Origin of the sequence: Bradyrhizobium brasilense (genome assembly GCF_029714345.1) — a bacterium.
GTDB lineage: Bacteria > Pseudomonadota > Alphaproteobacteria > Rhizobiales > Xanthobacteraceae > Bradyrhizobium > Bradyrhizobium australafricanum.
On the sequence record NZ_CP121669.1, the window covers coordinates 3278573 to 3291786 of the forward strand.

General features: G+C 61.3%; 13 protein-coding genes. 11 read left to right on the forward strand and 2 right to left on the reverse strand.

The annotated features are described in order from the left end of the window. Positions 1–121: 121 nt before the first annotated feature. The 3 genes from QA635_RS15220 to QA635_RS15230 are packed head-to-tail and all read left to right on the forward strand — an operon-like array spanning position 122 to position 2545. Complete coding sequence (locus QA635_RS15220) at positions 122–1297, forward strand: acyl-CoA dehydrogenase family protein (protein WP_425249188.1); 1176 nt, start codon at positions 122–124, stop codon at positions 1295–1297. Between the two features lie 10 nt (positions 1298–1307). Continuing rightward, on the forward strand, positions 1308–1862 hold the full coding sequence (locus tag QA635_RS15225) for a flavin reductase family protein (RefSeq protein ID WP_283070031.1): 555 nt from the start codon (positions 1308–1310) through the stop codon (positions 1860–1862). Further along, positions 1859–2545, forward strand: a complete 687-nt coding sequence (locus QA635_RS15230) for a TetR/AcrR family transcriptional regulator (protein WP_283070033.1) — start codon at positions 1859–1861, stop codon at positions 2543–2545. Before QA635_RS15225 ends, QA635_RS15230 begins: the two co-directional genes overlap by 4 nt. Positions 2546–2551: 6 nt before the next feature. Here the strand turns inward: QA635_RS15230 and QA635_RS15235 are convergent, their stop codons facing one another. Both QA635_RS15235 and QA635_RS15240 read right to left on the reverse strand, forming a co-directional pair. Beyond that, positions 2552–3427 (reverse strand): polysaccharide deacetylase family protein, encoded by an 876-nt coding sequence (locus QA635_RS15235; RefSeq protein ID WP_225162346.1) that lies wholly within the window; start codon positions 3425–3427, stop codon positions 2552–2554. Positions 3428–3439: 12 nt separating this feature from the next. After that, a complete protein-coding gene (locus QA635_RS15240) occupies positions 3440–4537 on the reverse strand; it encodes an LLM class flavin-dependent oxidoreductase (protein ID WP_283070036.1) in 1098 nt (365 codons plus the stop codon). Between the two features lie 169 nt (positions 4538–4706). Between QA635_RS15240 and QA635_RS15245 the strand changes: the two genes are divergently transcribed. The 8 genes from QA635_RS15245 to QA635_RS15280 all read left to right on the forward strand — a co-directional run bounded on the left by QA635_RS15245 (position 4707) and on the right by QA635_RS15280 (position 13187). Then, the gene (locus QA635_RS15245; protein ID WP_283070038.1) at positions 4707–5588 is read left to right on the forward strand and encodes an FAD binding domain-containing protein; all 882 of its coding nucleotides are present in this window, start codon (positions 4707–4709) and stop codon (positions 5586–5588) included. Continuing rightward, the gene (locus tag QA635_RS15250) at positions 5585–6070 is read left to right on the forward strand and encodes a (2Fe-2S)-binding protein (RefSeq protein ID WP_283070040.1); all 486 of its coding nucleotides are present in this window, start codon (positions 5585–5587) and stop codon (positions 6068–6070) included. The genes QA635_RS15245 and QA635_RS15250 overlap by 4 nt, the downstream gene beginning before the upstream one ends. Beyond that, positions 6067–8457 carry a xanthine dehydrogenase family protein molybdopterin-binding subunit gene (locus QA635_RS15255; RefSeq protein WP_283070041.1) on the forward strand — a complete coding sequence of 797 codons (2391 nt, stop codon included), beginning with the start codon at positions 6067–6069 and terminating at the stop codon, positions 8455–8457. The genes QA635_RS15250 and QA635_RS15255 overlap by 4 nt, the downstream gene beginning before the upstream one ends. A 67-nt stretch (positions 8458–8524) precedes the next feature. Further along, positions 8525–9778, forward strand: a complete 1254-nt coding sequence (locus QA635_RS15260; RefSeq protein WP_283070042.1) for an ABC transporter substrate-binding protein — start codon at positions 8525–8527, stop codon at positions 9776–9778. Positions 9779–9831: 53 nt separating this feature from the next. Beyond that, positions 9832–10716 (forward strand): branched-chain amino acid ABC transporter permease, encoded by an 885-nt coding sequence (locus QA635_RS15265; RefSeq protein ID WP_038377831.1) that lies wholly within the window; start codon positions 9832–9834, stop codon positions 10714–10716. A gap of 9 nt (positions 10717–10725) precedes the next feature. Next, complete coding sequence (locus tag QA635_RS15270) at positions 10726–11712, forward strand: branched-chain amino acid ABC transporter permease (protein WP_283070044.1); 987 nt, start codon at positions 10726–10728, stop codon at positions 11710–11712. Beyond that, positions 11709–12479: an ABC transporter ATP-binding protein gene (locus QA635_RS15275; protein WP_283070046.1), complete on the forward strand. Its 771-nt coding sequence runs from the start codon at positions 11709–11711 to the stop codon at positions 12477–12479. Before QA635_RS15270 ends, QA635_RS15275 begins: the two co-directional genes overlap by 4 nt. 3 nt (positions 12480–12482) lie before the next feature. Next, a complete protein-coding gene (locus QA635_RS15280; RefSeq protein WP_028336862.1) occupies positions 12483–13187 on the forward strand; it encodes an ABC transporter ATP-binding protein in 705 nt (234 codons plus the stop codon). Positions 13188–13214: the final 27 nt, after the last annotated feature.

The following is a 13214-nucleotide window of genomic DNA, read 5'->3' on the forward strand; positions in this document are numbered from 1 at the left end:
GATCGATAAACTGAGTTAACGGCTCGATCGCACGCGCAAATGTCTTGGAGATCGAACGAAGGAAGAGACCATGGTTGAGGTTGGCCGCGGGCTCGATACGAAGGCACAGCCAGGCCCGGATATGAATCGTTATTCGGTCATGGTCGCACGAGCCAGGGCGCTTGTTCCGGCTTTGCGCGAACGGGCACCGCGGACCGAAGAGCTGCGCAGATTGCCGCCGGAGACCGAGCGGGATTTGCTTGATAGCGGCCTTTTCCGGATCTTGCAGCCCAAGCGCGTCGGAGGCAGCGAGCTCGACTATGTTGCGCTGGTCGACTGTGCCGATGCCCTCGGGCAGGGAGACGCCTCGGTCTCCTGGAATTTTGCCAACCTTGCAAGTCACCACTGGATGCTGGCTATGTTCGCGCCCGAAGCGCAGAGCGCGGTATGGGGAGAGGATCCGGATGCGCTGATCGCGTCCTCCTTTGTCTTCCCGGCAGGTCGTGCGAGGAAGGCCGGCGGCGGATATGTTCTGAGTGGTCATTGGCCGTTTTCGTCCGGGGTGGAATCCTGCGAATGGAACATGCTCGCGAGCGTGGTCGCCTCGGATGATGAGGCCGATGGTGTCGAGTATCGGCTATTCCTATTGAACAGGCGGGACTACAGCATCGACGACACCTGGAATGCGGCTGGTTTGCGCGGAACGGGATCGAACGACGTGCGGGTAATCGACGCATTCGTTCCCGAGCATATGACGGTCGCCGTCAGCGATCTTGCGGGAGGTGCGACGCCGGGCAGTGTCGTCAATCCGAATGCGCTCTACATGCTTCCGGTGTTTTCGTTGTTTCCCTATGTGTTGTCAGGGGTTGGTTTGGGAAATGCGCAGGCTTGCCTTGATGACTATGTCGAGATCGCGCGACACCGCGCTTCGACATATAACCGGGCCAAGATCGGGGACCTGCAAAGCACGCAGATCAAGATCGCCGAGGCGTCGGCGAAGATAGATGCCGCGCGGCTGATCATGCGCACGAACTGCGTTGAGGCGCTTGCGGAGGTCCGGCGTGGCGATATCCCGGGCATTGCAGCGAAGACGAAGCTTCGGCGCGACGGTGCGTTCGCGGTCAATTTGTGCACCGAGGCGGTGTCTCTTCTATTTGCGGCGGGCGGCGCACGCAGCCTGTTCACCTCGGGAGCGTTGCAGCGCCAATTCCGCGACGCGCATGCGGTGAATTCGCATCTCGCGTTCAATTTCGACGCGGCGGGCACCAATTACGGGCGGGTGGCTCTTGGGCTGCCGTCTGAAAACCTGACGCTTTGAGGTAAGCCGGATGTCCGACTCGCCCAAACATCCGCTGGATCCCGCCAGTGAGCTCGCAAGCGATAGTTCGTCGATCGATCCCCGTGATTTCCGCAATGCGCTCGGTACGTTCGCAACAGGTGTGACGATAGTCACCGCGATGTCGGCTGAAGGACGGCCGTATGGAATTACTTGTAATTCCTTTGCATCGGTGTCGCTCAACCCGCCATTGGTGTTGTGGAGCCTGGGCATGTTTTCGCAGGGGCTGCCGATCTTCCAGAACGCCAGCCATTTTACGGTCAACGTTCTGGACGCGTCGCAACAGGCGTTGGCGATGCAGTTTGCCAGATCGTCGGATGACAAGTTCGCGGGTGTGAGCTGGACGCCGGGTCTCGGGAATGCTCCCGTGCTTGCCGATGTGGTCGCGAATTTCCAATGCCGTGCCGCCAACCGCTACTATGGCGGGGATCACGTCATTTTCCTGGGCGCGGTGGAAGCCTACGCCTATAACCGGAACAGTCCGCTGTTGTTCGCGCGCGGAGGTTTTGGCCGGTTCCAGGCTGACGGTGGTGACGAGACATCATGAATCGAAAGACGCCCGTCAAGCGTGTTCGTGCCAAGCAGAGGCGACTATCAGCTGTCGATCGTCGCAGTGAATTCGTTACCAAGGCAACCGAGCTATTTGCGGAGGAGGGATTTGGCGGCGGCACGCGCGCCCTTGCTCACAAGCTCGGCGTGACGCAGCCGCTGCTTTACCGCTACTTTCCGAGCAAGGACGATCTCATCAAGGAGGTCTACCGCAAGGTATATCTCGAACCGCTTGAGATCGGCTGGGAGAAGGTGCTCTCGGATCGGTCACGTCCGCTCCGCGTGCGGCTCCAGGAATTTTACGAAATCTATACCAACACGATCTTCAACCGAAGATGGCTCCGGATCTATCTCTACTCCGGCCTGAAGGGCCTCGATATCAATCGCTGGTATGTTGGCATGGTCAAGGACAAGATCCTGACGCGCATTCTCAGGGAATGCCGCCACGACGCCGGCCTCGCGACGCAAGGCAGGCCCAGCGCAGCAGAACTCGAGCTGGCCTGGGTGTTTCACGGCGGCATCTTCTATTATGGCGTACGCAAGTACATCTACGAAGCGCCTGTCCTCGAGGACAAGGCGCAGATGATCAGTGACGCGCTGGATATCTTCCTCGCGGGATTTGAGAGGATGGCCGAGAGTGCGACCGATCGTCGACGGGCGCCGATCAAGGTCGTCGGCTGACCCGCGCTACATTGTCGCCATCTGACCCCGATACCAATCCCCGATCTCGCTTGCCGTCATGAGGGCGACGCCGTCATGGCCGATGACGTAGTCGAGCAGGGCCTCCAGGTACTTGATACGGTGCGGCACGCCCGTGATGTAGGGATGCACCGAGATGGCCATGATCCGCGCATTCTCTGCGCCCTCAAGGTACAGCCGATCGAACTGGTCAGTGCAGCGCGTCAGGAACTGTTCCGACGGAAGGTGTTGCAGCGCGTGAATGACGATGTCGTTGGTCTCGACCGAATAGGGAATCGTCGTCACGGTGCCGTGCGGCGTGGCGATGTCCTGGGGGAGATCGTCAATCACCCAATCGGCCACGTATTCGATCCCGTTGAGCCGCAGGAGATCGAGCGTGTCTTCGGTTTCGGTCAGGCCCGGGCTTTCCCATGATCGCGGCGGCTTGCCGGTAAATCCAGCAATCGTGTCGACCGCGCGCTTGATTGCGTCCGCCTGGTTCTCGACCTTGTGCATCGGGCCCTGAACAAACCCGTGTCCCATGAATTCGAATCCCGCCTCGCGCGCCGCCGACGCCACACGCGGATAGCTGTTGCAGACGTTGGCGTTCGCAGCCAGCGTCACCGGTATCTTTCGATCGGTGAGGGCTTTGAACTGTCGCCAGAAGCCGGCGCGCATGCCGTACTCATGCCACGACCAGTTCGGCACGTCGGGCAGCAGGGGCTGGCCCATCGGTGGGCTCAGCACGGTGCGGGGCATCGCATTCTCGATGCGCCATTCCTCGACATTGAGGATGACCCACACGGCAAGCTTCTTGCCGTCAGGTAATGTCAGTTTCGGTCGGTCGACCTGCGCCTGGTACGGAATGCGATCAGTAAAGGCCATGTCGAACCTCCTTCACGTCGATGATCCGGCAGCGGTGGCATTGATCCGCGGCAGGACCTTCTCGGCCATCAGGATCATCGATTGACGGCCAAGCTCGCGATCTTTCCAATCCTTGCCGGCGTAAAGCAGGGTTCCAAAGGTGCCAATCTCTTCCTGGAACGCCAGCAACTGGTCAGCCACGCTTTCGGGCGTGCCGTAGATGATCAATTTGTCGCAGATCGATTCCAGTGTGACCTCAGCGTCGGCTTGATCCCGTCGCGTCTTGAACAACTCGAGCCGGCCGCTGCGCTTCAGCTTCGTGAACAACTGGTGATAATAGTACACGTACGGACTGTTGGGCGACGTGGCATAGGCCTTCGCGGTCGCTGCATCCCTTGCCACGAACACGCTCTTGGCGACACGCCAATTGGCAGGCTCGGCTGCCCGGTTCACGCGCGCGCAACCCTCGACATATTTCGGCCAGTGACTCTTCACCCAGGCCGGCATCAGGAAGTTGGCCGAGATCGGATCCCAGCCGCGCGCCGCCGCCTCCGTGACGCCCTTTGAGAATGGCGCAACCGCGGTCACCACGATTGGCGGGTGAGGGGCCTGCAAGGGGCGAGCGACGATTCCCTGGCCGATATCCTCGATCAGAGTCCTTTTGACCGAAATGTTCCAATATTTGCCCTGCAAATCATAGGGCGGCTTACCGGCCCAGATATCAAGAACCTGATTGATGGCCTCGAGGAACATGGCATTACGGTCGGCATCGAGATTGCCGAAAACCTCCGCGTCGGACAGCAATCCACCAGGACTGATTCCAAGTATGAAACGGCCGTCAAGCATGTGATCAAGCATGGCGACAGCCGCTGCGACTGCTGCCGGATGCGTGTTTGGCATGTTGATGGTGCCGGTTCCAAGCTTGATCTGCTTGGTTGCGGCTGCGAGCCAGGCAATGAAGGCGATGCTGGAGGTGATGTTCTCGGCCTTGTCGGTGACGTGCTCGCCGACATACGCCTCGGTGAACCCGAGCTCATCCGCGAGCAGAAAAGCCTCGCGATCCTCCCGTAGCGATTGCCGCCAATCCTTGTCGAGAGGATGGATCGGCATCGTAAAAAAACCGAGCTTCATGATCCGCCTCCCCGCGATTTGAACTTTTGTTGGCAAGGAACCTGCGGCCTTCCCGAGGCGAAGACAAGCCCTGCCGCATAAATAATCACTCGATAAACAAGCTTGACCTTTGAAGAGGGCGGCCCTCTAATCGGGCAAACCAAAATTGGGCCCGGGAGGCCACGCCCACATGAAAGCCGCGGCTTTCGCCTACGCCCGCGCGACCAGCGTCGTGAACGCGCTGGAGTTGCTCGCCATGCACGGCGACAAGGCGAAGGTTCTGTCGGGTGGTCAGAGCCTGATGCCGGCGATGAACCTGCGGCTCCTGTCTCCGGACATTCTGGTCGATATCGGCGGCCTCGCCGAGTTGCGCGGCATCACCGTGAGGGAAGACGTGCTGGTCATTGGCGCGCTGACCCGGCACGTCGATCTGCTCAGATCGCCGGAGGTTGCACTGCACGCGCGGCTGTTGCGCGATGCCGTTGCCCACGTTGCCCATCCCGCAATTCGCAATCGCGGAACGATCGGCGGTAGCCTCGCTCACGCCGATCCTGCATCGGAGCTGCCGGCCTGTGTTTTGGCGCTTGACGCCACGATCGTTGTTCGGGGCTCGGGCGGTGAGCGCCGGATTGCTGCGACGGAGTTTTTCAGGGGAATTTACGAAACGGCGCTGCTGCCGGACGAGTTGCTTGTCGCGGTCGAAGTGCCGGTCGCAGGCCAAAGCTCGACATTTTTCTTTCAGGAGTATGCCCGGCGGCATGGCGACTACGCTGTCGTTGGTCTTGCCGCTCGTGCTGTTGTGGCAGCCGGCAGGTTCTCAGCTCTTCGGCTCGGCTTCTTTGCTGTTGGCGATCGGCCATTGCTCGCAGCGGCCGCCGGCAAACTGATCGATGCCACGGTAACTCCCGCCTTGCTCGCAGAGGCGGCGGCCGCATTGGCCGATGAACTCGATCCACAGGAGGACCAGCAGGCGACCGCGGCCATGCGTCGACACCTCGCGACGGTCTTGCTCCGGCGTTGCGTGGCAGCATTGCTCGCACGGCCAGAACTGGAAACGGGAGTCGGCAGGTGAACGCTCCGGTACCGGTCTCGCTTCTGGTCAACGGCGAACCCATCGAAGCCTTCGTCTTGCCGCGGCTCAATCTTGCTGATTTCCTCCGGGAAAATCTCAAGCTGACCGGAACCCACGTTGGGTGCGAGCACGGCGTTTGCGGTGCCTGCACGGTCCGACTCGATGGCGAGATCGTTCGCTCCTGTCTGATGCTGACGGTCCAGGCGCAGGGCGCGTCAGTTGAGACAATCGAGGGGCTGTCTGACAGCGGTGAAATAGCCGATCTTCAGGCGGCATTTCGCGAGCGCAATGCATTGCAGTGTGGTTATTGCACGCCTGGGATGCTGATCACGGCGCAGGACCTGCTGAAGCACCTGTCCGTGCCTGATCGTCGAGCAATCCGCGAGCATCTTTCCGGCAACTATTGCCGCTGCACGGGCTATCAGGCCATCGTGGATGCGGTTGAGGCGACAGCCATCACGCGCGCGGAGCGGGGCGCATGACGGTGACGCGGGCGCCAGCAGACGCGCTTTCGGTGCTTGATCGCCCGAATTCCTACATCGGCAAGACCGTACCGCGGCCGAACCTCGACAGGTTGCTGCAGGGGCGGGGCCAATATGTCAGTGATCTCGAATTGCCGCGGATGGTGCACGTGGTTTTTCTACGGTCGCCACATGCCCACGCCAAAATCGCAGCGATCGACGCCGACGCGGCAAGGCGCATGCCCGGTGTCGTTTCCATCGTCACGGGTCGTGAACTTGAAGCGGTCATCACGCCGTGGGTCGGGGTGCTCTCGCACCTGAAGGGACTGAAGTCCGCGCCGCAGCACGCGATCGCGTTCGACCGCGTGTGCTGGCAGGGCGAGGCCGTTGCAGCGATTGTGGCGACCAGCCGTGCTGCAGCCGAAGATGCCATGGAGCATATTTCGGTCGACTACGAGGAGCTCGAGGCGGTCACGGACATGCGTGCTGCGCTCGATCCGGCAGCTCCCGTCATTCATGCTGCGCTCGGCGACAATCTTGCCTTTGAGCGGACGCTCGACGCCGGCGACGTCGATCATGCATTGTCGGGGTCCGAACTCGTCGAGGCCGACTTCGTATTCGGGCGCCACACCGGCGTGACACTTGAGCCGCGGGCCGTCGTTGCCGATTGGAATGCGGCCGAGGCGCGGCTCACGATCTATCAGGGCACGCAGGCGCCCCATATGGTGCAGAACATCGCAGCGCTGCATCTTGGGTTAAGGGAAGCGCAGGTGCGGGTGGTCTGCAAGGATGTCGGCGGCTCGTTCGGCATCAAGGTCCATATCTACGCCGACGAAATGGCGACCTACGCGCTGTCCAAGCTGTTGCGTCGGCCAGTCAAGTTCGTGGCGGACCGCGTCGAGAGTTTCAACACGGACATCCACGCCCGCGATCATCGATGCAGGGGGCGGATCGGCGTCAGGCCGGACGGCACCATCACAGCCTTCGAAATCGACGACCTGACGGGGATCGGCCCGTATTCGATGTATCCGCGCACCAGCGCCATCGAGGCCAATCAGGTGGTCAATCTGGTCGGTGGGCCCTATGCCACGGCGAACTATCGGGCGCGGGCGCGCGTCGTCTTCCAGAACAAGAACGTGATGTGCCAGTACCGGGCGGTCGGACACCCGATCGCCTGTTCCGTCACCGAAGGCCTGGTCGATCTGGCGGCAGCAAAGATCGGCATGGACCCCGTCGAAATCCGGCGGCGCAATCTGATCGCCGACGATGCCTATCCGTGTGCATCACCCTCGGGCATGAAGTTCGAGCAGCTCTCGCATCACGCCTCGTTGACCAAGCTGCTTCAGATGATGGATTACGACGCGTTGCGCGCTGAGCAAGCGGCTTTGCGCGCCAGAAACGTCCACCGAGGCATCGGAATCGCGACCTTCATCGAGGTGACCAATCCCAGCGCTGCCTTTTACGGCGTGGGCGGCGCGAAAATCTCATCGCAGGACGGCGTTGCGGTCCGGCTCGACGCGCAAGGGTCGGTGGTCTGCCAGACCAGCATCACGGAACAGGGGCAAGGGTCGGAATCGCTGACGGCCCAGATCGTCGGCAGCGTACTTGGCGTTTCGATGGAACGCGTTCGGGTCATCCTGGGCGACACCGACAACACGCCCTATGGCGGTGGCACCTGGGCCTCGCGCGGTGCCGGCATCGGCGGCGAAGCTGCATTGCAGGCAGCCAAGGCCCTGCGAGAGAACATTCTGAACGTCGCCGCGGCCATCCTGCAATCGACGCCGGCCGAGCTCGATATCGTCGACAACGGTATCGTCAGCGCCGCCGACGGCGCGCCGCGCATCGAACTGAACGAGCTTGCGCGGATCGTCTATTTTCGACCGGACACCCTGCCGCCGGGCATCCAACCCGAATTGATGGCGACCCGGCATTTCGTTCCGCGCCAGTATCCCTTTGCGTTCACCAATGGCGTTCAGGCCTCATGGCTTGAGGTCGATACCGGGACCGGGTTCGTTAAGCTGCTGAAGCATTGGGTTGTCGAAGACTGCGGCACCATCATCAACCCGCAACTGGTCGACGAGCAGATCCGGGGCGGGGTCGTGCAGGGGCTCGGCGCGGCGCTGTTCGAGAAGTGCATCTACGACGAACGCGGTCAGCTGACCAATGCCAATATGGCGGACTATCTGGTCCCGATGTCCGGGGAGATGCCCGATATCGAGGTCGGCCACGTGGTGTCTCCGACGCAGGAATCGGAGCTGGGAGCCAAAGGGGCAGGGGAGGCGGGGACGGCCGGCGCGGCAGCGGCGGTTGCCAACGCGGTCAATGACGCGCTCCGGCCGTTTGGCGCAACAATTACCGAGATTCCGCTCACGCCTCAGGTTATCCTGACCGCCTTGGGACGGATCTGAGCGGAGACGTTCCGGGCAACGATAATACGATAAGCAAAGCGCAGACAGTTCTTGGGGAGGAATAGTCATGACGAAGAAGGTCACCAAAGCTGGATCGATATCACGGCGTCGTCTGCTGACGACGGCAAGCGCCGGCGCCGTTCTCGCCGTCTCGCCTTTTCGCATCAATCTGCTTCGGGCCCAGGAAGCGCCCATCAAGATCGGCTTCCCGGTTCCTTTGACCGGTCCATACGGTGCCGAGGCCCAGGATCAGGTGCGGGCGGGTCAGCTTGCTGTCGCCCAGTTCAATGATGCCGGCGGTCTCAACGGCCGCAAGGCCGAACTCGTCGTGCGTGACGACAAGCTGAATCCCGGTGAGGCGGCGACACGGACCCTGGAATTGGTCGAGAAGGAAAAGGTGAATTTCGTCGTCGGCAGTCTGTCCGCGGCGGTTCAGCTCGCGATCAACAACGTCACCAAGGAGCGCGGCGTCATCTTCAATTCGATTAGCCAGTCCGACGCCATCAACGAGGCGGCAGATTTCAGCAAATACACGTTCCACGAAGCGCTGAACCCGCACATGACGTCAGGGGCGGTCGGTCGCTACGCCTTCACCAAATTCGGCAAGAAGGTGGCATTTCTCACGGCGGACTATGCTTACGGTCACGAGATGGTTCGCGGCTTTCTCGAGGTCGGCAAGGAATTCAACATCGAGAATCTCGGTGACATCCGCCATCCGTTAGGAACGACTGATTTCTCGACCCTGCTGCCACGTCTCCAGGCGCTGAAGCCCGATATTCTATGCATCAGCAATTTCGGCCGGGATCAGCAAATCGCACTGAAACAGGCAACCGACTTCGGCATCAAGAAATCGATCCAGATCATCGCGCCGCTGCTGTCCCATGCCAGTCGCGTTGCGGCGGGCCCTCAGGCATTCGAAGGCGTCGTCGGCGGCTGCTCGTTCTTCTGGGGCATCGAGGACAAGTTCGCCTCGACCAAGGCGTTCAACGACGCGTTCCGCAAGATGTATGACGGCAAATTGCCTACCGACTACGGTGCGCTCGGCTATGGCGGTGTTCGGACGGTGCTCGAGGCGGTCAAGGGCGCGGGCAGCGTGGAGACCGACAAGGTCGTCGCGGCGTTGGAGGCTCTGAAGTACGACTACTACAAGGGGCCGCAATACTATCGCAAATGCGATCACCAGTCGGTGCAATCGGTGCTCGTGATCAAGTCGAAGTCCAAGGACATGAAAAACGAGTCCGATGTGTTCGAGGTTCTATCGACCGAAGAGCCTGACGAGAAGAACCTGCGTAGCTGCGACGCGCTTGGCCACAAGAGCTGAGCCATGCGCCGGCGCGCACCGCGGGGCGGTGCGCGTCGTGCTGAGGGGGACAAATGGCGGGCCTGAGCTTTGACCTGATTGCACTGCAACTATTCGCCGGGCTGGCGCTCGGCGCGATCTATGTGCTGTTTGCGATCGGCCTCTCGCTGATCTTCGGGATGTTGACTGTCGTCAACTTCGCCCATGGCGCCTTCTACATGGTCGGCGCCTATGTCGGGCTGTACCTGATCTCGATCGGCGGCAATTTCTGGCTCTGCTTGCTGGCGGTACCGCTTCTGATCGGGCTGTTCGGCCTTGCCGTCGAGCGCGTGCTGATCCGGCCGCTCTACGGTCGCGGCATCGATTATCCGCTGCTGCTGACCTTCGGGCTGAGCTACGTCATGGTCGAATGCGTACGCATTGCGTTCGGCAAGACCGGTTATCCCTTCGATACGCCCGAGCTTCTGCAGGGGGCTGTCAACATCGGTGTTGGATATTTTCCGCTCTACCGCTTGTTCGTGATCGGCGCGACGGCCGTCGTCTTGTTGGCGCTCTGGCTGTTCCTCGAAAAAACCAGCTTCGGGCTCATTATCCGCGCCGGCGCGCGCGATCCGCAAATCGTCCGCGTCCTTGGGGTCGACGTTTCCAGGGTCTGGTTGATCGTGTTCGGGATAGGCACCGCGATTGCTGGCTTTGCCGGGCTGTTGGCTGCGCCGCTTCAAGGCGTCATTCCCGAGATGGGCGGCACGATTCTCGCCGAGGCTTTCGTGGTGACGGTCGTAGGAGGCATGGGTTCGATCGGCGGCGCCGTACTGGCGGGCCTCCTCGTCGGTGTGGTGGTCAGCATGACGTCGCTGTTTGCACCCGAGATGGCCAAGGTTTCGATCTTTGCCCTGATGGCGATCGTCCTGATCGTCCGTCCCCAGGGCTTCTTCGGCCGCGCCGGATTGATGAGCTGAGAGCCAGGGATGACCGGAGCCACCGAATCCATCAAACAGCCTCGTGCCGCGACGGGCAGTTGGTACGAATTCGCAACGCGGCATCGCGCCAGCATTGTGGCGGCGGTGATCCTGATTTTCCCGTTGGTGATGCCGTTCACGGCCCTCGCGGTGAACATCCTGATCTATGGATTGTACGCCGTCGGCTTCAACCTCGTCTTTGGTTATCTAGGTCTGCTGTCGTTTGGTCACGCGGCGCTGTTCGGAACCGGTGCCTACCTCTGTGGCATCGCCATCGTGCATTTTGGCTGGCCATGGTATGCCGCCATCGCGGCCGGGATCGCCGGCGGCCTGTTGATGGCATCGTTGATTGGCGTGCTCGCGATCAGGACCCGCGGCATCTACTTCGCGATGGTGACGATGGCGCTGTCGCAATGTGTCTACTACCTGTTCTATCAGGCGGTTGACCTGACCGGTGGCGAAAACGGCCTCCGCGGCATCAACGTCCGCACCATCGATCTGTTCGGCTTGCGGCTCGACTTCATCAATCCGATGATCCGTTACTATGTTATCGCCGCTTTCGTGATTGCCGCTTTTTTCGTGATGTCGCGCATTCTCGCCTCGCCATTTGGCGCCGTCATTGAAGCCGTGCGGGAGAATGAGATGCGCGCCCGCGCGTCAGGCTATGACGTCACCAAGACCCGATTGCTGACCTTCGTTTTGTCAGGCGGCTTCTGCGGCCTCGCGGGAGCCTTGCAGGCGCTGCATCTGTCGATCGTTCCGATCGAGATCCTGCACTACGAGACCTCGGGCCTGGTCGTGATGATTGCTCTCCTGGGCGGTATGGGGACGTTCTTCGGGCCGATGATCGGCGCCGCCGTCTTCCTGGTCCTGGAGAACGTGGTCTCGGTGTGGACGGTTCACTGGCAACTGATCGTTGGCGCCATTTTCATTGCCTGCGTGCTGTTCTTCCCCGCCGGCATCTGGGGCACACTGATCGCGCGAGGCAGGCGATGAGCGCCGCGGAAGGCCAAACCAAGGAAATCATTCTGCGCACCAGGGGCGTCGGCAAGACGTTCGGGAAGTTTGTCGCGCTGAACGATATCTCGGCGGAGTTTTCCCGAGGAGCGATCACCTCCATTATTGGTCCGAACGGGGCCGGCAAGAGCACCTATTTCAATTTGCTGTGCGGCGCGTTTGCGCCCACCAATGGCAGCGTTGAATTCGAGGGCAGGGATGTCACCGGCCTGCCGCAGCACCGCTTTGCGCATATGGGCATCGCAAAGTCCTTTCAGATCACCAGCGTGTTTCCGCAGCTCACGACCCGTGAAAACATCCGCGTCGGTCTGCAGGCACTGGTGTCGAGATACGATATCTGGCGTCCCCGCGCTCGCCTGACCGAGTTGGTCGAGCGGGCGGACGAGCTGCTTGCCCTGGTCGGATTGTGGGAATCTCGCGAACGTGCCGCCAAGACGCTGGCCCATGGCGAGCAGCGGGCGCTGGAAATCGGCATGGCACTTGCCAGCCAACCCCGGTTGCTGTTGCTGGACGAGCCGACGGCCGGCATGAGCCCGGAGGAAACCCGGACCATGATGGATCTGATCGTGAAGCTCGCAAAGGAGCGTACGGTCATCCTCGTCGAGCACAAGATGAAGCTGGTGCTCGGGATCAGCGATCGCATCCTCGTGCTGCATCACGGAGAACTCCTCGCCGAAGGAACGCCGCAGGAGGTCCGGCAGAACGAGGCGGTGAAGCGGGTCTATCTCGGCCAGCGGGAGCATTGACGAATGCTGCAGATCGGCAAGCTCAATGCCTGGTACGGCGCAAGTCACGCGCTGCAGGACATAACTCTCGAAGTGACCAAAGGCGAGATCGTCTGCCTCATCGGTCGCAATGGAGCCGGCAAGACGACGACGCTGAAATCGATCATGGGGTTGATGGGACGAACGCGCGGCTCGGTCACCTTCAAGGGCAAGGAGCTGCTGAGCCGGCCGGCGCATGTGCGCTTCGCGCTGGGACTTGCCTATGTTCCCGAAGAGCGGCGGATTGTGCAGGGATTGTCGGTCCGGGAAAATTTGCGGCTCGGGCTGGTGGCGTCGCCGGCGAAGAAGCGGGAAGCCGAGCTGATCGACGAGATCGCGGTGATATTCCCACGGCTGGCCGAGCGCATGGACCAGGAGGCGGTCACGATGTCCGGCGGCGAGCAGCAAATGCTGGCGATCGCGCGGGCGATGATCGCAAAGCCCGACCTGATCATGCTGGATGAGCCTTCGGAGGGCATCATGCCGGTCCTGGTCGACGAGATGTTCGAGCTATTTCGCAACATGAAGGCGCAGGGAACGACGGTGCTGTTGGTTGAGCAGAACGTCGAGCTCGCGCTCGGCATCGCCGATCGTGCCTACGTCCTTGATCAGGGGGCGGTGGTGCACCAGGCGTCGGCGCAGGCCCTGCTGGCCGACGACGAGATCAAGGAGCGGTATTGTTCGGTGTGAGCGGGCTTTCCGGTCTCCCGCCGGCGC

What these genes read in the sequence shown, in the direction of transcription:
- QA635_RS15280 (WP_028336862.1), top strand. Translation starts at nt 12,483, where the DNA reads ATGCTGCAGATCGGCAAGCTCAATGCCTGGTACGGCGCAAGTCACGCG.
- QA635_RS15270 (WP_283070044.1), top strand. Translation starts at nt 10,726, where the DNA reads ATGACCGGAGCCACCGAATCCATCAAACAGCCTCGTGCCGCGACGGGC.
- QA635_RS15255 (WP_283070041.1), top strand. Translation starts at nt 6,067, where the DNA reads ATGACGGTGACGCGGGCGCCAGCAGACGCGCTTTCGGTGCTTGATCGC.
- QA635_RS15260 (WP_283070042.1), top strand. Translation starts at nt 8,525, where the DNA reads ATGACGAAGAAGGTCACCAAAGCTGGATCGATATCACGGCGTCGTCTG.
- QA635_RS15235 (WP_225162346.1), bottom strand. Translation starts at nt 3,427, where the DNA reads ATGGCCTTTACTGATCGCATTCCGTACCAGGCGCAGGTCGACCGACCG.
- QA635_RS15265 (WP_038377831.1), top strand. Translation starts at nt 9,832, where the DNA reads ATGGCGGGCCTGAGCTTTGACCTGATTGCACTGCAACTATTCGCCGGG.
- QA635_RS15225 (WP_283070031.1), top strand. Translation starts at nt 1,308, where the DNA reads ATGTCCGACTCGCCCAAACATCCGCTGGATCCCGCCAGTGAGCTCGCA.
- QA635_RS15240 (WP_283070036.1), bottom strand. Translation starts at nt 4,537, where the DNA reads ATGAAGCTCGGTTTTTTTACGATGCCGATCCATCCTCTCGACAAGGAT.
- QA635_RS15220 (WP_425249188.1), top strand. Translation starts at nt 122, where the DNA reads ATGAATCGTTATTCGGTCATGGTCGCACGAGCCAGGGCGCTTGTTCCG.
- QA635_RS15245 (WP_283070038.1), top strand. Translation starts at nt 4,707, where the DNA reads ATGAAAGCCGCGGCTTTCGCCTACGCCCGCGCGACCAGCGTCGTGAAC.
- QA635_RS15230 (WP_283070033.1), top strand. Translation starts at nt 1,859, where the DNA reads ATGAATCGAAAGACGCCCGTCAAGCGTGTTCGTGCCAAGCAGAGGCGA.
- QA635_RS15275 (WP_283070046.1), top strand. Translation starts at nt 11,709, where the DNA reads ATGAGCGCCGCGGAAGGCCAAACCAAGGAAATCATTCTGCGCACCAGG.